This window comes from Halomonas sp. JB37, assembly GCF_002332255.1.
Taxonomy (GTDB): Bacteria; Pseudomonadota; Gammaproteobacteria; order Pseudomonadales; family Halomonadaceae; genus Vreelandella; species Vreelandella casei.
Map to the genome: position 1 here is coordinate 3,629,209 of NZ_NRGW01000001.1, position 22,442 is coordinate 3,651,650.

The 22,442-nt window shown below is 56.4% G+C and carries 24 protein-coding genes; 18 read left to right on the top strand and 6 right to left on the bottom strand.

Features of this window, described 5'->3' with window-relative positions; genetic code table 11:
* Positions 1-48: 48 nt before the first annotated feature.
* Positions 49-975 carry a protein translocase subunit SecF gene (gene secF / locus CIK78_RS16850; protein ID WP_096282057.1) on the top strand — a complete coding sequence of 309 codons (927 nt, stop codon included), beginning with the start codon at positions 49-51 and terminating at the stop codon, positions 973-975.
* 157 nt (positions 976-1,132) lie between these two features.
* Here secF and CIK78_RS16855 read toward each other — a convergent pair whose 3' ends face one another.
* Positions 1,133-1,927, bottom strand: coding sequence for an inositol monophosphatase family protein (locus CIK78_RS16855; protein ID WP_096282058.1), 795 nt, complete (start codon positions 1,925-1,927; stop codon positions 1,133-1,135).
* Positions 1,928-2,116: 189 nt separating this feature from the next.
* Between CIK78_RS16855 and CIK78_RS16860 the strand changes: the two genes are divergently transcribed.
* The 16 genes from CIK78_RS16860 to CIK78_RS16935 all read left to right on the top strand — a co-directional run bounded on the left by CIK78_RS16860 (position 2,117) and on the right by CIK78_RS16935 (position 17,172).
* Complete coding sequence (locus tag CIK78_RS16860; protein WP_096282432.1) at positions 2,117-2,863, top strand: RNA methyltransferase; 747 nt, start codon at positions 2,117-2,119, stop codon at positions 2,861-2,863.
* Positions 2,864-2,950: 87 nt separating this feature from the next.
* Positions 2,951-3,826, top strand: coding sequence for a serine O-acetyltransferase (cysE, locus tag CIK78_RS16865; RefSeq protein ID WP_096282059.1), 876 nt, complete (start codon positions 2,951-2,953; stop codon positions 3,824-3,826).
* Positions 3,827-3,902: 76 nt separating this feature from the next.
* Positions 3,903-4,370 carry a Fe-S cluster assembly transcription factor gene (locus CIK78_RS16870; RefSeq protein WP_096282060.1) on the top strand — a complete coding sequence of 156 codons (468 nt, stop codon included), beginning with the start codon at positions 3,903-3,905 and terminating at the stop codon, positions 4,368-4,370.
* A 62-nt stretch (positions 4,371-4,432) separates the two neighbouring features.
* Positions 4,433-5,599: an aminotransferase class V-fold PLP-dependent enzyme gene (locus tag CIK78_RS16875; protein WP_096282061.1), complete on the top strand. Its 1,167-nt coding sequence runs from the start codon at positions 4,433-4,435 to the stop codon at positions 5,597-5,599.
* A 30-nt stretch (positions 5,600-5,629) separates the two neighbouring features.
* Entirely contained in the window at positions 5,630-5,956 is a 327-nt protein-coding gene (locus tag CIK78_RS16880; RefSeq protein ID WP_096282062.1) for an iron-sulfur cluster assembly accessory protein, read from the top strand.
* A 225-nt stretch (positions 5,957-6,181) separates the two neighbouring features.
* On the top strand, positions 6,182-6,607 hold the full coding sequence (gene ndk, locus CIK78_RS16885) for a nucleoside-diphosphate kinase (RefSeq protein WP_096282063.1): 426 nt from the start codon (positions 6,182-6,184) through the stop codon (positions 6,605-6,607).
* Positions 6,608-6,696: 89 nt separating this feature from the next.
* Complete coding sequence (gene rlmN, locus CIK78_RS16890) at positions 6,697-7,881, top strand: 23S rRNA (adenine(2503)-C(2))-methyltransferase RlmN (RefSeq protein WP_096282433.1); 1,185 nt, start codon at positions 6,697-6,699, stop codon at positions 7,879-7,881.
* 137 nt (positions 7,882-8,018) lie between these two features.
* Positions 8,019-8,753 (top strand): type IV pilus biogenesis/stability protein PilW, encoded by a 735-nt coding sequence (pilW, locus tag CIK78_RS16895; RefSeq protein ID WP_096282064.1) that lies wholly within the window; start codon positions 8,019-8,021, stop codon positions 8,751-8,753.
* Between the two features lie 43 nt (positions 8,754-8,796).
* The gene (locus tag CIK78_RS16900) at positions 8,797-9,735 is read left to right on the top strand and encodes a RodZ domain-containing protein (protein ID WP_096282065.1); all 939 of its coding nucleotides are present in this window, start codon (positions 8,797-8,799) and stop codon (positions 9,733-9,735) included.
* Between the two features lie 8 nt (positions 9,736-9,743).
* Positions 9,744-10,859, top strand: a complete 1,116-nt coding sequence (ispG, locus tag CIK78_RS16905; protein ID WP_096282066.1) for a flavodoxin-dependent (E)-4-hydroxy-3-methylbut-2-enyl-diphosphate synthase — start codon at positions 9,744-9,746, stop codon at positions 10,857-10,859.
* Positions 10,860-10,949: 90 nt separating this feature from the next.
* Complete coding sequence (gene hisS / locus CIK78_RS16910; protein ID WP_096282067.1) at positions 10,950-12,251, top strand: histidine--tRNA ligase; 1,302 nt, start codon at positions 10,950-10,952, stop codon at positions 12,249-12,251.
* Between the two features lie 57 nt (positions 12,252-12,308).
* A complete protein-coding gene (locus tag CIK78_RS16915) occupies positions 12,309-12,968 on the top strand; it encodes a tetratricopeptide repeat protein (protein WP_096282068.1) in 660 nt (219 codons plus the stop codon).
* Positions 12,965-14,119, top strand: coding sequence for an outer membrane protein assembly factor BamB (gene bamB / locus CIK78_RS16920; RefSeq protein WP_096282069.1), 1,155 nt, complete (start codon positions 12,965-12,967; stop codon positions 14,117-14,119). The genes CIK78_RS16915 and bamB overlap by 4 nt, the downstream gene beginning before the upstream one ends.
* Positions 14,116-15,519: a ribosome biogenesis GTPase Der gene (der, locus tag CIK78_RS16925; RefSeq protein WP_096282070.1), complete on the top strand. Its 1,404-nt coding sequence runs from the start codon at positions 14,116-14,118 to the stop codon at positions 15,517-15,519. Before bamB ends, der begins: the two co-directional genes overlap by 4 nt.
* Before the next feature lie 87 nt (positions 15,520-15,606).
* The gene (locus CIK78_RS16930) at positions 15,607-16,221 is read left to right on the top strand and encodes a hypothetical protein (RefSeq protein WP_096282071.1); all 615 of its coding nucleotides are present in this window, start codon (positions 15,607-15,609) and stop codon (positions 16,219-16,221) included.
* A 147-nt stretch (positions 16,222-16,368) separates the two neighbouring features.
* A complete protein-coding gene (locus CIK78_RS16935; RefSeq protein ID WP_096282072.1) occupies positions 16,369-17,172 on the top strand; it encodes a M48 family metallopeptidase in 804 nt (267 codons plus the stop codon).
* 123 nt (positions 17,173-17,295) lie between these two features.
* Here CIK78_RS16935 and aroE read toward each other — a convergent pair whose 3' ends face one another.
* From aroE to CIK78_RS16960, 5 genes are read right to left on the bottom strand one after another with little or no spacing between them, the layout of a single operon-like run.
* On the bottom strand, positions 17,296-18,117 hold the full coding sequence (gene aroE / locus CIK78_RS16940; protein WP_096282073.1) for a shikimate dehydrogenase: 822 nt from the start codon (positions 18,115-18,117) through the stop codon (positions 17,296-17,298).
* Complete coding sequence (hemF, locus tag CIK78_RS16945) at positions 18,114-19,070, bottom strand: oxygen-dependent coproporphyrinogen oxidase (protein WP_096282074.1); 957 nt, start codon at positions 19,068-19,070, stop codon at positions 18,114-18,116. The genes aroE and hemF overlap by 4 nt, the downstream gene beginning before the upstream one ends.
* Before the next feature lie 56 nt (positions 19,071-19,126).
* Positions 19,127-19,684, bottom strand: a complete 558-nt coding sequence (locus CIK78_RS16950; protein WP_096282075.1) for an L-threonylcarbamoyladenylate synthase — start codon at positions 19,682-19,684, stop codon at positions 19,127-19,129.
* Between the two features lie 49 nt (positions 19,685-19,733).
* Positions 19,734-20,858, bottom strand: coding sequence for a DNA-processing protein DprA (dprA, locus tag CIK78_RS16955; protein ID WP_096282076.1), 1,125 nt, complete (start codon positions 20,856-20,858; stop codon positions 19,734-19,736).
* Positions 20,859-20,898: 40 nt separating this feature from the next.
* Positions 20,899-21,711: a peptidoglycan-binding protein gene (locus tag CIK78_RS16960; RefSeq protein WP_096282077.1), complete on the bottom strand. Its 813-nt coding sequence runs from the start codon at positions 21,709-21,711 to the stop codon at positions 20,899-20,901.
* Positions 21,712-21,891: 180 nt separating this feature from the next.
* On the opposite strand from CIK78_RS16960, the gene def reads away from it, so the two are divergent.
* Positions 21,892-22,404 (top strand): peptide deformylase, encoded by a 513-nt coding sequence (def, locus tag CIK78_RS16965; RefSeq protein WP_096282078.1) that lies wholly within the window; start codon positions 21,892-21,894, stop codon positions 22,402-22,404.
* Positions 22,405-22,442: the final 38 nt, after the last annotated feature.

Genomic DNA, 22,442 nt, shown 5'->3' on the forward strand with positions numbered 1-22,442 from the left:
AAGCATGGATTTAATTCGTGTGCTTAGCCCAGAACTTAAGAGGTGGTAATGAAACCCCTATCACACCTGCGAATCGACTTTATGGGACGGCGCAACATCGCGTTTGCCGTTTCCGCCCTGCTATTAATTGTGTCGATTGGCGCCATCCTATTCCAGCAGCTCAACCTGGGATTGGACTTTACCGGCGGCACGCTGATTGAGGTGCGCTACGGCGCAGCGCCCTCACTCGATGCAATTCGCGTGCTGCTCGAACAAAGCGGCTTTCAAGATGTTTCCGTGCAGACGTTTGGCGGATCGACAGAAATTTTGATTCGCCTACAGCAAGCGTTTGACGCTGACGTAGGTGCCGAAGTCGTTAACCTACTGCGAGCGAGTGGCGATAGCGTGAACCTTGTTCGCGCTGAATTCGTTGGCTCACAGGTAGGCGACCAGCTACGCGACCAAAGCGGCCTAGGCCTACTGGTAGCGCTGGGCGTCGTCATGGTCTACGTGGCGCTGCGCTTTCAGTATAAGTTTGCGATTGGCGCTTTGCTGGCCCTACTACACGATGTCGTGATCGTAGTGGGCGTTTTTGCCCTCTTTCAGCTCGAGTTCGACCTTACCGTACTGGCGGCCATTTTGGCGGTGATCGGTTACTCGCTGAACGACACGATCGTGGTTTATGACCGCATTCGCGAGATGATCCGAACCTCTCGAATCGATGATATGCCGCAGATCTTTAACGAAGCGATTAACGCCACGCTTTCCCGCACACTGGCAACATCGGGCACCACCATTTTGGTACTGCTCGCTCTGCTGCTACTGGGCGGGGATATGATCGAAAACTTTGCCATCGCGCTGCTGGTTGGCATCGGGGTTGGCACGTTCTCTTCTATCTACATTGCCGCGGCGCTACTGCTACCGTTGAAGCTGTCACGAGAAGACCTGATACCGACCAAAAAAGAGACCGACGAAGAAGAGGAAGAGCTGCCTTAACGGCACCCTTTCTTAACTGAGTATCTCGAGCCTACAAAAAGGCCCCTGCTGGTTTCCCAGCAGGGGCCTTTTTTATTCGATGCACTGACATGATTCGCAGCGCCTAACTTATTCGAAGTGCTTAACTTATTCGAAGTGCTTAGCTGGGCAGTGCGCTTTAAAAGTGCGGCGTCAACTGCTTAACCAGCGCCTTATAAAGGCGTGGACCAGCGGCCATCAGCAGCCCTTCTACTTTTACCGTCGGCTGGCCGTCAGGTGTACCCATTAGGGCGCCGGCTTCTTTCAAGAACAGTGTACCCACCTGCATATCCTGCTCTTCCAGACCCAGCACGAAGGCGCTGTCAACGCGGCCACAGGCGAGTTCACACAAATCCAAGAGACCGCTTCCCGTCGCCAGCAATGTTTCTACCTGCGGGGCGAGCTGCTGGCTAACGGTTAAGTAAGCAGGTAAATGACGAGTGCGCAGCCAGGCTTCCGGTAGGCTCATCGCCATGCGCGTACCCGTAATGGCAGTGGGCTTGCTAACGCGCATGCGTTTGTCATTGTGCTGAGCGCCGCGACCGCGGCTGGCGATATATTCATCGTCGCCGAACGGGGAAATAATCACCGCGTGCTCGGGACGACCTTTGATAAGACACACCACTGACAGTGCAAAGCCCGTACCGGCAACGGCTAAATTGGAATAGCCGTGCATTGGTTCAATTTTCCAGACGACATCCGCACCTTCGCCTTCACCCGCTCTATGCGGTGTAAAGCGGCCGGTAACACCGTGCTGGGGATAACCGCGTTCCAACTGCTGAACAATCGTTGCTTCGGCCTTGCGCGCCGTCTCATCGAGCAGGCGATCAAGGTTAAATTCTTCGTGAGCGTTTTCAATACGTTCGCGTACACGCATAAAATGTTCAACAGCGCCGCGTGCAGCACGCAGCGTAAATTGGACCATAGGATTCATGATCGGGCCTTGTGACAGTGATGTTAAAGAACGGGGTGTAAAGCAAACAACAGAGCGCTAAGCGCAGGCGCGTATAGTCGCCTTTGGGGCGCAATTCTAGCAGACCGTTCTCGGGCATGCCATCGACTCATGCTAGACTGCGCGTTTTACACCTTATTGATCACCGAGCACTATTTACCGGGCCCTATCATGCTTGAGCGCATTCGCATTGTTCTAATTGGCACTAGCCATCCTGGCAACATCGGCGGCGTGGCACGCGCCATGCACAACATGGGCTTAGCAGATTTAGCTCTCGTCGCCCCCCGCTGTGAGGTACTGACTCAGGACAGTATTTCCCGCGCATCAGGGGCTGATCACCTGCTTCATCAAGTGCGCGTACATACAACGCTAGAAGAAGCGGTGGCTGACTGCACCTTAGCCGTTGGCGCCAGCGCACGCTCGCGTACGCTGCCCTGGCCAATGCTCTCTCCGCGAGAATTAGCGGGCCGACTGCCCGCAGAGTGTCAGCCCGAGGGTGCCCGCATCGCGCTGGTCTTTGGGCGCGAAGACAGCGGCCTTACCAATGCTGAGCTGCAGCGGTGCCATGCCCATGTGCATATCCCCACCAATGCTGATTTTAGCTCACTCAATTTGGCAGCGGCGGTTCAAGTGCTGGCTTATGAGTGTCGTATGGCGTGGCTTGGCCAAGCCGATACGCCGCCCGCGGCAGCTGTCGATGAAGAAGAGCTGGCAACGCATGCAGAAATTGAGCACTATTTTGAGCATTTAGAACGTACGCTAGTTGACATTGATTTTCATGACCCGGCCCAACCGCGACAGCTAATGGCGAGACTGCGCCGCTTATACTTGCGCGCTCGCCCTGAGCGCATGGAAATCAATATTTTGCGTGGAATCCTATCGGCTACCGACAAAGCCGCCGGCAATCCACGGCGTTAGCGCTAACCGACGTAGCTTGAAGTCATCGGCAGACGCCCCAACATCGCAGTATCCTCTAAAATTCGTTGTCGCACCCAAGGACTTCTTATGTTTCAACGCCTGCGTGAAGACATCAACAGTGTATTTGAGCGCGACCCCGCCGCACGCAACTTTCTTGAGGTGCTGACCAACTACCCTGGCCTGCACGCGCTGCTGCTACATCGTTGCAGCCACTGGCTGTGGAAGAAAAATCTCAAATGGCTGTCACGGACGCTATCAACCTTCTCGCGCTGGCTGACCGGCATTGAGATTCATCCAGGCGCTACCATTGGGCGACGCTTTTTTATCGACCACGGCATGGGCGTGGTGATTGGTGAAACCGCTCTAGTCGGCAATAACGTGACGCTGTATCAAGGCGTCACGCTCGGCGGCACCAGTTGGAACAAAGGCAAACGCCATCCAACGCTTGAGGATGGCGTTATTGTCGGTGCTGGCGCCAAGATACTCGGCCCCTTTATCGTGGGTGCCGGGGCCAAGATTGGCTCTAACGCAGTGGTCACCAAAGAAGTTCCCCCTGGCGCTACGGTCGTCGGCATTCCGGGCAAGATTGTTAAGCGCGCCGACCCCGATGTAGAAGAAGCCCTGGACGTCGACCCGGCTCGCCGTGAAGCCATCTGCCAGAAATTTGGCTTTGATGCGTACGGCGTTAGCCAGGACATGCCAGACCCCGTTGCACGCTCGATGCAGGCGATGCTTGATCATATGCATGCGGTGGATGAACGCATCGAACATATGTGTTCGACCTTGCGCAAACTAGACGGCGACTACCGCGAAGGTCGTTTGCCTGCGCTACGCAACGAAGATTTTGCCGACATTCTGGATGAACATGATAGCGCCTGCTCTAGCGTCGAAAAGCGCTCAACGGCGCCCTCTGTTAACGATTTAGGCAGCGGGCCAACAGCGCCGCCACCGAGTAATAGTTGACCAAAGCACTCAGGCTTTCCCATAATGGCGACACATTTGCCGTTAGCGCTGAGGGTTCAGCGTCGAGGTGCTTGCCATGCGCTTGACCACCAAAGGCCGTTACGCCGTTACCGCCATGCTCGACTTAGCGCTGCATGCCCATAACGGCCCGACCAGCCTAAGCGATATTTCCCAACGCCAAGAAATATCGCTCTCCTATTTAGAGCAGCTGTTTGCTCGCTTGCGCCGCGCTGGCTTGGTTGACAGCGTGCGCGGGCCGGGCGGCGGCTACTTGCTGTCGCAGCCGCCAACAGCGATTAGCGTATCGAACGTCATTGACGCGGTAAATGAAAGCGTTGATGCCACACGCTGCCGAGGGCTTTCAGACTGCCAGCAGGGCGACACTTGCCTGACCCACCATTTATGGTGCGAGCTGTCTATTCAGATTCGTCACTTTCTTGACGAAATGACCCTGGCACAACTGATGCTGCGTCCTGATGTCATAAAGATAGCAGCGCGACAGGATCAGCGCGCTGACGCCGGCATTCTGGTCTCATCGCCTTAGCGCCAGCCATTCATTAGCGCTTCTTGTGTCGTTATTATTAATAAACCGCCGGTACCTTAACCATGACCACGCCTACGCTGCCAATCTACTTAGATTATGCCTCCACCGCGCCGGTTGACGTGCGCGTGGTAGAGGTCATGCAGCGCTACCTAACGGTTGACCAGCTGTTTGCCAACCCCGCATCGCGCAGCCACATGCTCGGCTGGCAGGCGGAACAGGTGGTCGAGCAGGCGCGCCGCCAGGTGGCCGATGCCATTGGTGCCGATCCTAGAGAGATTGTTTGGACCAGCGGTGCCACGGAAGCGAACAATTTAGCGCTGACTGGCTTTATGCGCGCTAATCGCGAGCGCGGCATGCACCTAGCAACCTCTACAATCGAGCACAAAGCGGTGGTTGATACCGCTGCCGCGCTTGAAAAAGAAGGCTTTGAGGTGACATGGCTAACGCCAGGGCGCGATGGCTGCATTCAGCCTGAGCAGCTGCGCGCTGCCATGCGTGACGACACCACGCTGGTCTCGTTAATGGCCGTAAATAACGAGCTGGGCAGCATTAATGATATCGCCGCGCTGGCGGGCGTCGCCCATGAATTTGGCGCCGCGTTCCATACCGATGCGGCGCAAGCAACGGGGCGCATCTCGCTCGACGTGGTGGCTCAGCAAATTGACTTGATGTCGCTTTCTGGGCACAAAACCTACGGCCCGAAAGGCGTAGGGGCGCTCTATGTTAAGCGCCATCCGGATATTCGCATTGAGGCACTCATTCACGGCGGCGGCCACGAGCGCGGCATGCGCTCCGGAACGCTGCCGACCCATCAAATTGCGGGAATGGGTGAAGCGCTTGCCTTAATGCAGCAACAGTTCGATGACGACAACGCGCATATCCGCCGTTTGCAGCAGCGCTTTTTAGCCGGACTACAAGGCGTAGAGGGCATTTTTGCCAATACGCCGCTCGATAGCGCTGTGCCTAACATTCTCAACTTGGCGTTTGAAGGGGTCGACGGTGAATCGCTGCTGATGGCGCTGCGTGACGTCGCTGTATCCACCGGCTCAGCATGCAACTCGGCCAGCGTCGATCCTTCCTACGTATTGCTTGGCATCGGCACGCCACGCTCGCTTGCGCTTTCATCGCTGCGCTTTAGCTTTGGCCGCTTCACCACCGAAGCCGACATTGATCATGCGCTAACGCTCATTCGCCACGCGGTGAGCAGTTTACGTGCACCGCCACGTTAAGCGGCTGACACTTTTTAAGGAGGACGCCCCATGGCAACACTTAACATTACACCGGCTGCCGCACAGCAGATCCGCCATGTGCTTGACGAGCGCGGCCAAGGCCTGGGCCTGCGGGTTTCGGTCAAACCTAGCGGCTGCTCAGGCTTTAGCTACGTGCTCGACTTCGCCGATACAATCAGTGAAGAAGAAGTGCATTTTGAAGCCCACGGCGCCAGCGTGTACGTTGCGCCCGATGCTGTAGAGATGCTCAACGGCAGTGAAGTGGATTACGTTAGCGAAGGACTCAACCGCTTCTTCCGGTTTAATAACCCTAACGTAAAAGATGAATGCGGCTGCGGCGAGAGCTTTACCGTTTAAGCTATGTGCAGCGAGGTTTCATCACCGGTATTCATCCCCCGGCTTAAGCGCTATAATCGCGCCCCTGGATATCTGAGTTCAGGCAGCCGGGGCATTCCCGTGCGCATTTTAAATGCGCTTACTGCTGAACCACATTAGCCAAATCATTTTGTCTTGGCCGCCCTGGGTTTCTGAGGCGGCAATTTTTGCTTAATTCTTTTTCAAGAACTCAAGGAGACCATTCGCATGGCTACTGAACGCACTCTTTCTATTATCAAGCCTGACGCCGTTGCCAAAAATGCTATCGGTGAGATCATCGCTCGCTTTGAAAAAGCCGGCCTGAACGTAGTAGCGGCCAAAATGGTACACCTTTCTGAAGAGAAAGCTGGCGGATTTTACGCCGAGCACAAAGAGCGTCCTTTCTTTAAAGACCTCGTTGGCTTCATGACCTCTGGCCCGGTTGTGGTTCAAGTACTTGAAGGCGAAGGCGCCATCGCTAAAAATCGCGACTTGATGGGTGCCACTAACCCGAAAGACGCCGCTGCTGGCACAATTCGCGCCGATTTCGCGGAAACAATCGACGCCAACGCTGTCCATGGTTCTGATTCTGCAGAAAGCGCTAAGCGCGAAATTAGCTACTTCTTCGGCAACGACGAAATTTGCCCGCGCTAAGTCTGACTTTTAGCGCCGCCGTATCGACTTTCGTTGCCGGCCATTTTGCGGAGGCTACGCCTCCGCCCTTCTCTTTAACGCTGACCGCCATGACCACCACTGTAGCCCAACATACGCCCGCTCCTCGTTCTGATGCCGCCAGCACACCTGCTGTCAAAGCGTCACCTGAACGCCACAACCTGCTCGGCATGTCCCGCGAGCAGATGGAAACGTTCTTTTTGTCGATTGGCGAAAAGAAATTCCGTGCTGCGCAGCTAATGAAGTGGATTCATCAAGAGGGTAGCGATGATTTTGCTGCCATGACGAATCTCTCCAAACCGCTGCGTGAAAAACTGGCGCGGGTAGCAGAAATTCGTGGCCCTGGGGTAGTCTATGAAGGCACTTCCAGCGACGGCACCCGCAAGTGGGTACTGGAAGTAGAAGATGGCAGCTACGTAGAAACGGTATTGATTCCGGCTGAGAACGGCAAGCGCCGTACGCTCTGCGTCTCTTCTCAGGTCGGCTGCTCGCTGGATTGCAGCTTCTGCTCCACCGGCAAGCAAGGGTTTCAGCGCAACTTAACCGCGGCTGAAATCATTGGCCAGGTGTGGGTCGCTCAGCGTAGCGTTGGCCCGCGCCGTGATACGGCTAATCGCCCGGTAACCAACGTCGTCATGATGGGAATGGGCGAGCCATTGCTCAACTTTGATAACGTTGTGCCGGCCATGAAGCTGATGCTTGACGATAACGGCTATGGCCTGTCTAAGCGCCGCGTGACACTGTCGACCTCCGGCGTTGTGCCGATGATCGACAAGCTCGGCGATGAAATAGACGTTAGTCTGGCCATTTCGCTGCACGCCTCAACGGACGAGCTGCGCAATACGCTGGTACCCATCAATCGCAAATATAACATTCGCGCGTTGCTGGATGCCTGCCATCGCTACCTGTCCAAAGGCCCAGACAATCGGCAGATCACCATAGAGTATACGCTGATCAAAGACATCAATGATCAGCAGGAGCACGCAGAGCAGCTCGCCGCTTTGCTTAAAGAGCTGCCGTGTAAGATTAACCTGATTCCGTTTAATCCGTTCCCTAATTCCGGGTACGAAAAACCGTCGCGCAACCAGGTTATGCGCTTTCAGCAGTGGCTTTACGATGAAGGCTACAATGCAACGGTGAGAACAACTCGCGGTGAAGATATTGATGCCGCCTGCGGCCAGTTAGTTGGGCTCGTGAAAGACCGTACTAAACGCAGCGCGCGCCATATCCAGTCGGTACAGCTTGATGCCGACTAACGCAACGGGTACAAAACAGGGCTTGGCTTGACTTCCGCCTAGCGCGGCGCTTTGATGGTCACGGTTTTTATTGTCACGGCGTTATGCTCTATTTGCACTGTTATTAGTCGTTGGACGTTCACCACGAGAGGATTGATATGATCGCTCACCGCAAGCGCCAACACCCAATTCGGGTGCACCTGCTGACCGTGCTTATCGGCAGCCTGTGGCTTGCTGGCTGTGCTTCATCCAATACGGTTTCACCCCAAGCTAACCCAGCAGCAGCCGATGCCTATACGCAGCTTGGCGTCGCTTATCTGGAGCGCGACAATCTTCCCCGCGCGCTTAATGCACTGGACCGGGCGCTCGATATTGCCCCTCACCATGCAGAAGCGTTGCAAGCGCTAGCATTGGTTTACCAGCACCAGGGCGAAAATGCACTGGCCAACGACTATTTTCAACAAGCGGTTAACGCTGAACCTGACTTTACACGCGCCCGTAACAACTATGCGGCGTTCTTGTATGGCCAGGGCCAGTTTGACCCCGCCTGTGAACAGCTAGAAACTGCATCCCAGGATGCCCAGTACGCCAACCGGTCCCAGCTATTTACCAACCTGGGGCAGTGTTATGTGGCGCTGGAAGAATTTGATGATGCACGCGCCAGGTTGCAGCGTGCGCAAAGTATTGATCCGCGCAATGCGCGCGGTTATTTAATGTTAGCTGAACTCGAATATTCGCAGGGCAATTACGCTCAGGCCTGGGCACCGCTGCAATCTTATTTACAGCTCGCTGAGCCCGACCAAGCGGCGCTAGAAATGGCGGTTGATATCGCCCATGCCCGCGGCGACCATAGCGTCGCCGCCGACTACCAGCGCCAGCTTGGCACCGACTGATTGACGCCCTGATCACCGCTTATTTAATGAAGGATGCTCAGCCATGAGCGATACACAGTCACAAGAAAGCGTCATTAATAGCACCAACACCGTTTCTCCCGGTGAGCTTCTCTCCCGCCAGCGAGAACAGCTTGGCGTGCCGCTCGCCGATGCCGCCCGCGCACTGAACCTGCGCCCGGCCGTGGTCAACGGGCTAGAGCAAGATAACTACCAAGAAATCCCCGTAGCCGCCTATCGCCGCGGCTACCTGCGCGCCTACGCAAAATATCTCGGCATGGATGACCGTCTCGTGCTTGAGGCTTATCAGGCCCGCCATGGCAGTATCGATGCTGAGCGCAAGGTCATCCCGGTGTCGACTACCCGGCCGCCTTCCCGCATTGGCGCCTGGCTGTTCAAACTCGTTACTCTGCTGGTCATTGTTGGACTAATCGCGGTAACGGTAATGTGGTGGCAAAGCCGTGGTGGCAATGAACCGCCCGGCCTTGGTTCTTCGTCCACAGAAGAGACGGTGAATGCGCCAGCAGAGCCGCCGGAAGCAGAAAGTGCCGCCGTCGAGCCCAGCATTACCAGCGGCGATGAAAACGCAGCACCGGCTTCCCAAGAGCAAGCGGGCGGCGCCGATACCGTCGCGGTTATCGACCCGCCGACGCTGGTCGATACCGATGACGCGCCGCCGGCAGAAACCGCAGCGGTAGAAAGTGATCCTGAGGACACCGCCGACGCAACAGCCACGACGAACGCCAACGCTCTTGAACTAACGTTCAACGAGCAGTCGTGGACCGAAATTTTTGACGCCACCAATCAGCGCATTTTTGTTGGCCTGCAAACGCCCGGCACGTCCACCAGCGTCGAAGGCCAGCCCCCGTTTCGTTTAACGATAGGCAATGCCACCGGTGTTGAACTGCGCTACCAGGGTGAGGAAGTTGACCTTCCCGCCCAAGCCGGTGCCAATAACGTAGCCCGATTTACCCTGGGAGAGTGACCCGCCCTATGCACGCCCCTTCTCCGATTAAACGCCGTTTTTCCCGCCAGATTCACGTTGGTAACGTAGCGGTTGGCGGTGATGCGCCGATTTCTGTCCAGAGCATGACCAATACAAACACGCTTGATGTCGCCGCCACGGTGGCACAAATCCAGCAGCTGGAAAAAGCCGGTGCGGATATTGTGCGCGTCTCAGTGCCTGACATGGACGCTGCGGAAACCTTTGGCCAAATCAAAAAACTCGTCAACTTGCCGCTTGTTGCCGATATTCACTTTGATTACAAAATCGCCCTGCGCGTTGCTGAGCTTGGCGTAGACTGCCTGCGCATTAACCCTGGCAACATTGGTCGGGAAGATCGCGTGCGGGCAGTGGTTAGCGCAGCCCGGGATAACGGCATTCCCATTCGCATTGGCGTTAACGCCGGTTCTTTGGAAAAAGACCTGCAGAAAAAGTACGGCGAACCGACGCCGGCCGCGCTGGTTGAATCGGCCATGCGCCATATTGATCATCTCGATCGTCTCGACTTTCAAGAATTTAAAGTCAGCGTAAAAGCCTCGGATGTGTTTATGGCGGTAGCCGCCTATCGCGACCTTGCTGCACGCATTGAGCAACCGCTGCATCTGGGCATTACCGAAGCGGGTGGGCTGCGCTCAGGCACCGTCAAATCATCGATTGGCCTAGGCATGCTGTTAATGGATGGCATTGGCGACACCATCCGCGTCTCGCTGGCGGCCGACCCGGTAGAAGAGATCAAGGTCGGCTTTGACATGCTCAGAAGCCTCAAGCTGCGCGCTAAAGGCATCAACTTTATTGCCTGCCCCAGCTGTTCGCGCCAGAACTTTGACGTTATCGACACCATGAACCAGCTGGAAGAGCGGCTGGAAGACGTCATGACGCCGCTCAATGTATCGGTGATTGGCTGTGTGGTTAATGGCCCAGGCGAGGCCAAAGAGACCGATATTGGCCTTACCGGCGGCAGCCCCGCTAACTTGGTTTATATCGATGGAAAACCGGCCAGCAAGCTACGCAATGACCATCTGGTAGATGATTTAGAGCGACTGATTCGCGACAAAGTACGCGAAAAACAGCAGCAGCAAGATGACATGATTGCCCGCAGCACTTAAGCGCTGGGGTGTACTGCCAAGCCCGCCAGAATGAGTTTCACACCAAGACTCTGAACGCGCGGCGCCTAAAGGCAGACTAAGGAGTTTTCATTGAGCAAGACTGGCGTTAAAAAGATTCAAGCCATTCGTGGCATGAACGATCTGTTACCCAGCGATAGCCCGCGCTGGCAATTTTTTGAAACCAAAGTGCGCCAGCTCATGCTGCGTTACGGCTTCAACGAAATTCGCACGCCTATTGTTGAGCAAACGGCGCTGTTTGCACGCTCTATCGGTGAAGTGACCGACATCGTTGAAAAAGAGATGTACACCTTCGACGATCGCAACAGCGAGAGCTTGACCCTGCGCCCGGAAGGCACCGCCAGCTGCGTGCGCGCGGCGATGGAACATGGCCTGCTATATAACCAAACCCAGCGGCTGTGGTACCAGGGGCCCATGTTTCGCTACGAGCGCCCGCAAAAAGGCCGCTATCGTCAATTTCATCAAATTGGCGTCGAAACCTTTGGCTTTGACGGCCCTGATATAGATGCCGAAGTGATTCTTCTCTCTGCCCGCCTATGGCAAGAGCTGGGCCTGATGGAACACGTCACCTTAGAGCTCAACTCGCTGGGTTCATCTGAGGCGCGCGCGGCCTATAGAGACACGCTGGTTGCCTATTTTGAGCAGCACCGCGACGTTCTGGATGAAGACTCTTTGCGCCGGTTGACCAGTAATCCGCTGCGTATTCTGGATTCTAAAAATCCGGCAATGGCCGACATGCTGAATGCGGCACCGCAGTTGATGGATCACCTGGATACTGAATCACGCGAACATTTTGAGCAGCTCACTAAGATACTTGAGGCGGCGGGCATTCCCTACGTCATCAATCCACGCCTTGTGCGCGGGCTTGATTACTACTGCCGCACCGTATTTGAGTGGACCACCACAGCGCTGGGCAGCCAGGGCACCGTGTGTGCAGGTGGGCGCTATGACGGCCTCGTCGAACAGCTAGGCGGCAAACCGACCCCCGCGGTAGGCTTTGCCATGGGCATTGAGCGGCTAATTCTGCTGCTTGAAACCCTGCAGTTAATTCCCGACGATGCGCTTGGCGGCTGTGACGTCTTCTTACTGCCAATGGATGATAACGCCACTCTGGCGGCAATCACCCTGGCCGAGCAGCTGCGTAGTGAGCTTCCCACACTTCGCCTGCAGCTTCACTGCGGCGGCGGTAGCTTTAAAAGCCGTATGAAGAAAGCCGATAAAAGTAACGCCACCATGGCCATACTGCTCGGCGAAGATGAAATTGCTGAGCAGTCGGCGACGCTCAAATTTCTACGCGATGACCGCGAACAGCAGCGAGCGTCTTTTGCAGCGCTAGGCGATACGCTACGCGAACTGTTAGCCATTAATGCTTAACGCCCAGCAGGCACAGGGTGCCTGTTCGTGCATACCCACTAAAATAGGAGGCCGCCCGTGGCGGAGCTGAGAAGCGACGAAGAGCAGCTAGACGCAGTCAAGCGCTGGTGGAAAGAAAATGGAATCTCCTTGGTAGCAGGCGCGGTCCTCGCGGGAGCGGGCGTATTCGGTTGGCATGCTTGGCAAAATTATCAGCAGGGCCAGTCAGAAGCCGCATCCATGCTCTACCAGCAGATCGTTAACATGACCACGAACAATGAGCTTGCCGATGACGACGTGGCCAGCGTACGTGAGATGGTCAGTGAGCTGAATGAAGAGCATGGCAATACGCTGTATGCCGAACTTGCCTTGTTGCTCGATGCGCGTTTAGCCGTGCAGCAAGATGATTTGGAGGGCGCCAAAGCCTCCTTAGAAAGCGTTGCCAATGACTCCTCTCGCCGCTACGTGCAGAGTCTTGCTTGGCTGCGCTTAGCGCGAGTAGAGCTTGCCGACGGCAACCCCGATGAAGCGCTCACGCTGCTAGAAAAGCCGATTAGCGATGCGCTGGCTGCTCAGCGAGCAAACGTGCGCGGTGATGCGTTCGTTGCCAAAGGCGACACTGATGCTGCTCGCGATGCATGGGAAAACGCCATGGAGCTTGCCCAAACGCAAGACCAGCCGCTTTACGGCGTGCAGTTCAAGCTTGACGATCTCGGCGCTGAGGAGGCGACACAATGATTACCAAACACATGATGCGAGCTGGTTTAGGCGCTCTGACGTTGGCCCTGCTAGTTGGTTGTGCCAGTAAAGGCGAGCCTGCCTACACGCCGAAAGAACTGCGCAGTTTCAATGAAACCGCGTCGCTGGACACCCAGTGGCGGCGCAACATTGGCGATGGTTTAGGCCATGCACGCTACCCTATTGCGCCTGCTCGTGAAGGCGACAGCGTCTTTGCCGCTGACGCCAACGGTGTTGTGATGGCAATGAATGCAGACAGCGGCGACGTTGAGTGGAAAATAGATATTGAAACGCCTATTTCCAGCGCGCTAACGGCGATTGCTGGCCAGGTTTATTTAGCCGGCAACGGTGAAGTGATCGCGCTGGATCAGCGTGATGGTAGTGAAAGCTGGCGCGCTCGGGTATCCAGTGAAGTGCTGGCCGCGCCACAGGCTAACCAGCAGCTGCTGATCGTGCAAAGCGTTGATGGTCAAATCACCGCGCTGGACCGCGCCACGGGCGCAGAGCGCTGGGCATACACTAGCTCACAGCCGTCGCTAACGCTGCGCGGCACCGGTACGCCGATGGTGATTGATCCTGTCAGCTTTATCGGTTTAGCGAATGGCCGCTTAGCGACGTTGGATAACCGCACCGGCCAGCCACTTTGGGAGCTGCAGGTCGCCACTCCGCGTGGGCGTAGCGAAGTAGAGCGTCTGGTAGATCTTTCCGGCCAGCCGATTATCACCCCCGATGGTCGCCTGTTTGTTACCAGCTATAACGGCCGCGTCGTCGCACTGGAAGCCACCCAAGGCGACCTGCTTTGGGAAGCAAACCTTTCCAGCCGCCATACGCCGCTGCTGGTCGGTAACTTGCTTTATATCGTCACCGATGACAGCAACGTTGTAGCGCTAGATGCAGACAATGGCCAAGAAGTTTGGCGCAACGAAGATTTAGAAGATCGCTGGCTAACCGCTCCTGCGTTTGCCGGTGGCCGCATTGTGGTCGGTGATTTTGAAGGCTACCTTCACTTGATCGATGCACGCGAAGGCGACATTGTCGGACGTACGCGCGTGCACAAATCAGGCATTAGCGTGCGCCCCGTCACTGAAGGCAGCACCATTCATGTCCAGGCCAACAATGGTCGCCTGGAAACCCTGGAAGTCACTCCATGACACCCGTCATTGCTTTAGTCGGTCGCCCCAATGTGGGCAAATCGACGTTGTTTAACCGCCTAACGCGTTCGCGTGATGCACTCGTGGCCGATTTTCCGGGCCTCACCCGCGATCGCAAATATGGCAACGGCATGCTGGGCGATAAAGTCTATACGGTGATTGATACCGGCGGCATCAGCGGTGACGAAGAGGGAATCGACGCCGCGATGGCGGAGCAGTCACTCGCGGCTATTGATGAAGCCGATATTGTGCTGTTTATGGTCGACGCGCGCGCCGGCCTCATGCCCGCAGACCAAGCGATTGCTAACCACCTGCGGGTTAATCAGAAAAAAACCTGGCTGGTAGTGAATAAAACCGACGGCCTAGAAGAACATTCGGCCATGGGCGACTTCTGGTCATTAGGGCTTGGCGACCCATGGCCGATTGCCGCCGCACACGGGCGCAATGTTTCTACGTTAATCGACGTGGTGCTTGAACCGTTTCCCGAGCGCGATGCCAGCATTCCTGCCGACACCGGCAGCAAGGGCGTTCGCATTGGTGTGATTGGCCGACCTAACGTCGGCAAATCAACCCTCGTCAATCGTCTGCTCGGTGAAGACCGGGTGGTGGTTTTTGATGAGGCTGGCACGACCCGTGACTCTATCGAAATTCCTTTTGAACGCCGCGGCAAGCCCTATGTATTGATTGACACGGCGGGCATTCGGCGGCGCAAGAACGTCCGCGAAATCACCGAAAAATTTTCTATCATCAAAACCCTAGATGCGATCAAAGAATCGCATGTAGTGATCATGGTATTGGACGGTTCCAGCGGCTTGGTTGAGCAGGATTTGCACCTACTCGACTATGTATTGACCACCGGGCGCGCGCTGGTACTGGCGGTGAATAAGTGGGATGGTCTAGAGAGCGAAGCCAAGGAGAAAATGCGCGTTGAGATCAAGCGCCGCCTAGGTTTTGCTGACTACGCAGAGCTGCACTTTATCTCCGCTCTGCACGGCACTGCGGTGGGTGATCTTTACCCCTCGATTGACCGTGCCTTTGACGCGGCCAATGCCCACTGGTCGACCAATCGCCTAACGACCCTGCTGCAGGATGCGGTAAGCCAAAACCCACCCCCGATGGTACAGGGGCGACGGATTAAACTTCGTATGGCGCACCAGGGCGGCAGTAATCCGCCGATTATCGTGGTACATGGCAATCAAACTGAGTCCGTGCCAGAAGCCTATCGCCGCTACCTCACCAACACTTTCCGTAAAGTGCTGAAGGTTCGCGGAACGCCGATTCGCTTTGAGTTTCGTTCGGGCAGCAACCCGTTCGACCACATGGCGGGGGCCAGTGACAAAGAGAAGGCCAAGAAACGCGAGCTTAATCGCACCAAAGAGGCGCGCAAGAGCCGTCGCTAATGCGCTAACGTTTTACCTTGTGATTCACATTCGCCCGCTTGCATCGTCAAGCGGGCGTTTTGCCTTACTCGCCTTACGAGGAATGTTATGTTTAATGCTGCTCTGCGCTTTCGCTGGTTAGTCATGCTGGGCCTTGCCAGCCTGCTGGCCGGCTGTCTTGCCCTACCCCAAACAGGGCTATTTGCGTTTCGTTTGGCGATAAATTCGCTGGGCATTGAAGATGTGCGCATTGGCCCATACAACATCAAAGCAGGGCTAGATACCAGTGATCTAACCAGCCTGATCGCCTCTAGTCTCGGTGCGGGAAGCCTACCCATACAAGCCACCGTTGCCATGGGCCTGGGGTTGCCCGCGGGCATGCCACCGGTCGAAATGTCAGGCTTTCGCTGGACGCTAGATATGCCCGGCGTTGACCCTGTTCAGGGCCAATATAAGCAAGACGTTACGCTGACCTCCGGCGACGATGCTAACTTACGCCTGCCAGTTGCCTTTGACGTGCTAGCCACCGACACTCAGCGCATGGCCCCCATGCTTGAGCTTGCCAGCCAATTAGCCACTCAAGGCGAGCTACCAGCCGGCAGCCAGTTGGCGATTACGCCAGGGGATCTACGCGGGCTAGGTATGCGGCTTCCCGCAGGGTTATTGACTCCGACCATTCGTCTGAACGTGGGCGCTGATGGTCAGCTAATACCGCAAGGATAAGCTATTTCAGTCAAGGGCCTTACGTGGCGATGCCGTTCAGCATCAATACTTACCCTTTAGGTAGGTTATGATAGCAAGGATTGATTGACTGCTTTCAGCGGCTATCTTATGAACAAGAAACTCATTCGTCTAAAAGGAAAACGTCTTATGCGCTGGCTTCGCCCTTTTACTATGACCGCTTTATGTGTGTCTATCGCTGCTTGTACCACCTCGCCCACAGGACGTTCGCAGCTGCTATTGATGTCTGACAGCGAACTTAACGAAATGGGCAGTCAGGCGTTTGCTCAGTACCAGCAAGAGCTTCCCGCTGCCAATCAAACTAGCCAACGCTACGTGCAGTGTATTGCCGATGCTGTTATCGCTGCACTCCCCGCCGAGCAGCAGCAGTTAGACTGGCAAACCCGCGTATTTAAATCCGAACAGCCCAACGCCTTTGCATTGCCCGGCGGCTATATCGGCGTGAATACAGGCATGCTGGACGTGGCCACTAGCCAGGATCAACTGGCATCGGTCATTGGGCATGAAGTCGGCCACGTGCTGGCAAGCCACGCTAATGAGCGCGCCTCCACTCAGAACGCCACATCGCTAGGCTTATCGGCTATTTCCAGTGCATCAGGCATGCAGTCCGCCGGCGGCCAACAGCTGATGGGCGTACTGGGCATGGGTGCCCAGTACGGTATCGTGCTGCCATTCTCTCGGGCGCATGAAAGTGAAGCCGACGTGATTGGTTTGGATCTGATGGCGCAAGCGGGCTTTGACCCACGTCAAAGCGTGACGCTATGGGAAAACATGCAGGCCGCCACCGGCGGCGGCGCGCCCCCTGAGTGGATGTCGACTCACCCCGGCCAAGGTAATCGGATTGAAGGCCTACAAGCCAATATGGATCAGGCTCTGGCTACCTATGAGCAAGCCCGCAGCAATGGCCGTAAGCCCAACTGCCCGCGCCCTTGATAGCCTGCGTTTAAAAAAGCGGGGCCGGATTAGTTATCCGGCCCCGCTTTTTTTATAGCCCATTAACGACGCGTGCTAAACCTTATTGAAACGATTTATCACCTGGGCTGCTTGTAACGTAAACTATGTATAGTTGAGCGATTGGCGCAGCCTTTCACGCACGGGAGCCGTATCCGGACGCACGTTTCGCCACAAAAAAAATGACTCTGCGGCCTGCTCGACCAGCATGCCTAAGCCGTCTAACAGCTTAGCGCCACGTGGCCCAGCCCATTGCAAAAATACCGTCGGCTCTGCACCGTACATCATGTCGTAGGCCCAGGCATGGGTATTAAACAACGCATCAGGTAGCGGCGGTAAAGCGCCTGTAAGGCTAGCGCTGGTGCCGTTAATCACTACATCAAACGTCCCGGCAATCGTGTCAAAACTACCGCCAGTGATAGGTCCCAGATCAGCAAAATCGCGGGCCAACTGTTCAGCCTTGGCGGCGGTACGGTTGACCACAATGACTTCGCTGGGCTGTTCGGCAAGCAGAGGTTCAAGTATGCCGCGCACAGCACCGCCTGCCCCCATGACCAAAATCCGCTTTCCCGCTAACGCCACCCGGTGATAGGCCAGATCACGTACTAGCCCGATGCCATCGGTGGTGTCGCCGTAGGTGCGACCATTGTTTTCCACTATTAGCGTATTCACCGCTCCGGCTCGGGCGGCTCGATGGCTCAGCGTATCGCATAGTTCAAAAGCATCGCCTTTGAACGGCACGGTAACGTTGGCACCGCGCCCTCCCACCTCAACAAATGCTTGCCAGGCACCCGCAAAACCATCGATTGGCGCCTCTTGGGCAGTGTACTCAACCGCTTGCTGCGTTTGGTGAGCAAACTCGGCGTGAATCAGCGGCGACTTGGAGTGTTTGACTGGATTTCCAAACACGCAGTAGTAATCGGTCATAACGGCGCTTCAATAGAGTTTCGGTGAGGCACGCCCTCGGCGGCTTCGTTTAGCCAGTCCCGGGGGTGTAAGAAGTTTTGCAGATCAGCTTCAGCGCTGCCTGGCTCGGGCGTAAAGGCGTATTCCCAGCGTGCGAGCGGCGGCATCGACATCAAAATAGATTCTGTGCGCCCACCGCTTTGTAGGCCAAACAGCGTGCCGCGGTCCCACACTAAGTTAAACTCCACGTAGCGACCGCGCCGATAGAGCTGAAAATCACGCTCGCGCTCACCCCAGGCATCCTGCTTACGGCGCTCTACAATAGGCAAATAAGCATCTAGGAAGCTGTCACCCACCGCTTGCTGAATGGCAAAGCATTCTGCGAAATCGCCTTCGTTTAGGTCGTCGAAAAACAGCCCGCCCACGCCGCGCGTTTCATCACGATGCTTCAAGTAGAAGTACTCATCGCACCATGCTTTGTAGCGTGGATAAACATCGTTTCCGAACGGGTCGCAGGCCGCTTTGGCGACGCGATGCCAATGCTGTACGTCTTCCACCACCGGGTAAAAGGGCGTCAGATCGAAGCCGCCACCAAACCACCAGACCGGCGGCTCTCCGGCTTTCTCAGCGATAAAAAAGCGTACGTTGCCATGGCTAGTAGGCACATGTGGGTTTTCAGGATGCAGCACCCAGGAAACGCCCAGCGCATGAAAGCTGCGCCCGGCAAGCTCAGGCCGCGCGGCGGTGGCCGACGGCGGAAGCTGGGCACCGTAAACATGCGAGAAATTGACGCCGCCCTTTTCAAACACGCCACCGTTCGTTAACACCCGGGAACGGCCACCGCCGCCCTCTTCACGATTCCAGCTATCTTCTTTGAACTGACCCTCGCCATCGGCTTGAGCTAAGCCTGCACAGAGCCGACCCTGCAAATCCAGAAGATAGCGTTTAACGTCATCAAGATGCTCGTGGGCCACGGTAACTCCTGGGTAGTGAATAGTGATTGGAGAATAGTAAGTAGTGGGAGCGCCGGTTAAGAACGCATGATTTTACCGGTGGCTAAGTCTCTAATGGTACTGGGCTTGGCATTGCCACCTAGCTCGCCTTGCACCAAATGGGCCACTTCAGCACCAAAGATGCTGGTGATCTCAGCGGCGCTCATCGCAGGCGGCTCTCCCGAGCGGTTGGCCGAGGTTGACACCAGCGGGCCACCAAAGGCTTCGCACAGCGCTTTCATCACCGGGTGGTCGGTCACGCGGAGCGCTACCCGCGTATGGGCGCCACGCACGAGCCCATGACTACGACCGCTATCAGGCACTAACCAGGTATTAGGTCCAGGCCAGCTAGCGGCCAGAGGCGCGTGCATAGTAAGCGGCAGCTGGCTTAACCAAGGCTGAAACTGTTGGATACTGGCGGCAACAAGGATGAGACCTTTTGCGGGGTCGCGCTCTTTCATGCGCATAAGATGCGCCAAGGCTTCGTCATTTCCAGGGTCGCAGCTAAGCCCCCAGACAGCTTCCGTAGGGCATGCAATCACGCCCCCGACACGCAGCGCGCTAATCGCAGGGGTTAGATCGGTCGCCAGGCTCATGGTCTCTCCTCACCGTCAGGGCTAACGTGCCTTTAATGGCTTTATCCTATCATGGGCGCGGCAGCCGTACCCAGCCTCCGGCTTGCTGGGTTACCCAGCCGTCTAACTCCAGCATCAGCAACCTTTGCTGGCAATCGCTGACCGTCACACCGGTTGCGTGCACCAGTAAATCAATAGGCGTTGGCGTAGCCGACAGCGCCTCTAGTAGCGTATCCGGTAGCGCCTCCGCGCTAGTCGGGTTACCTTCCAACGCCCCCAAGCCCGGTTGAATGGCATCCGGCTCAGGGATAAACGCCCCCGCCCAGTGGCCAAGATCAGCGATGATATCGTCAACGCTACAGGCCAACGAGGCACTTCCCTGGCGCAATAGCGCAAGGCAACCGCTTGCCTGCACGTTATGCAGTGAACCGGGTAGCACGAATAATTCACGATTCTGCTCTAACGTGAGCCGCGCACTGACCAGCGAGCCGCTTTTTTCGGTTGCCTCGACCACCAGCGTGCCGAGGGCAAGGCCGGTGACGATTCTATTGCGACGAGGAAAGAACGCTGGCCGCGCTACCGTGCCAGGCGGGTGTTCCGACAGCAGCAGCCCGCCAGGTACCTGGCTGAGCTGTTCGTGCAGGTCACGATGTGAGGCGGGATAAATCACATCAACGCCGCAGCCCAGTACGGCGATCGTGCTGCCGCCCGCCTTCAGTGCTGCACGCTGAGCAACCCCGTCCACGCCGAGCGCCATGCCGCTGACCACGCACCAGCCACGACGCACTAAGTCACGGGCAAACGTTTGTGCATTGTGGCTGCCTTCGCCGGTCGGGCGGCGGGTTCCCACGATGGCAAGCTTAGGCCCTTCCAGTGCGTCAAGGTCGCCCTGGGCCCACAGCACCACCGGCGGATCGGCGACTTCATTCAACAGTGCCGGCCACGCGGGGTGGTCGCGGTGCAGCACATGCCGATTAGGGGTGTTTTTCTGCCATGCCAGCGTGTCATCAACCACCTTTTGCAGCGGGCTACGAGCAGGATGCTCAAGCCACACACGCAGCTCTTTGGCTGCGCGGCTCGGCAGCGCTGCCAGCCAGCCTTCCGGCCACTGAGGCTGACGGGCAACCAACTGCGCAATCCGCAGTGCGCCCATACCAGGCAGCGCATTGATAACCAGCCATTGCTGCGTTTTCATACCTCCTCCTTACTCACCAACGTTGCTGCTTCCCGCCTAATTAACGAACCGATGAAGAGACGTGATCACCGACTTCCAGCACGCGCGATGCCTGCATTACCAGCCCATAGCTGACGTGATCAAAGGGCTTAAACACCAAAACGCTGCCCGCCTCGGTACTGGGCAGCTGAATCATCTCCTCGCTTCGCGGATCGCTAACCCGCTCACCCTGCTGCTCAACCTGCAGCACGTGGCCTGGCTGCAGACCATCAAGGCGGCCCAGATCCAGCGTAACGATTTGCAGGCGCCCAATAAAGCGCACGCCATCAGGCACGGCAATGATGCGCCCTTCCACTGACGTTAATGGCGCACGCGGGATCAGCTCAGTACTCAGCGCAGGCTCTGGTAGCGGTAAAACAAGATCGTTAACCCGCACTTCCTGATGGGAGCTAAGCACTTCAAGCTGCACAATGTCGCCGTCATCGCTCACATGCCGAGCAATGCCGACGTTAATAAGTTCGATGCCTAAGGGCGCGCCATCCAGCGTTTGATAAGGCGCTGACTGGCGGTAAATTCCCACTTGAGCGTGGCGTGGGACGTCGCCTCTCACATAGAGCTTATCGCCCGCGCCACTCATCAAGCGGCGATCCTCACCGGCGACAACGTAGGCCAGCTCGTTGATGTCTTCAGCGCTATTGACCACGCGATGCTGTCGTAAAAAGGCTTGCGCTACGTCTATCGAAACAGGCACCTGAGGTGAAAGCGTCACTACCCGCTGGCCATTCTCAGCGGCACAAGCAACGCCTACTAGCAACGCGGCACTCAGCGACAGTGCGCCAAAAGCGCGACGAGAAAGGTGTTGTTTTATCGCCATCCTGCTCTCCCCGGTGCGATGATGATGTAGATGATGAAACGCTGTGAGCAGTGGGCGCGCATGCCCAGAAACGTTGACAGCATGGTATAGTGGCCCATCATAAAGTACTTAGGCTGGACGACGCTGCTCACGGCCTAGTTTGACTTAATTTAGACTCAGCATAACGGTGATTGTAACGCCATGGCCAAACTTCCTATTCTTGAATTCCCCGATGAGCGCCTGCGCACCAAGGCCGCTGAGGTGGAAACCGTCGACGATGAGGTACGTACGCTTGTCGACGATATGCTGGAGACCATGTATGACGCTCGTGGTATCGGTCTAGCCGCCACTCAGATCGATGTCCACCGCCGTGTCGTTGTCATGGATGTCAGCGACGATAACTCCCAGCCGCTGGTGCTCATTAACCCGCGCTACACCCCGATAGGCGACGTGAAAGAGCCGCTGTCGGAAGGCTGCCTGTCGATCCCGGAATATTACGCCGAAGTGCCGCGCTATCTTAAAGTGCAGCTCAACGCGCTGGATCGCAACGGCGATGCCTACGAGTTAGAGGCAGAAGGCCTGCTGGCACACTGCATTCAGCACGAATATGACCATCTTGAAGGCGTGCTGTTTGTTGACTACCTGTCGCCACTTAAGCGTGATCGCATCCTCAAAAAAATGCAGAAACGCCATAAGCAAATGCAGGACGCCTAACGTTTTCTACTGATACTTTACATAAGCTAGGTAACCTC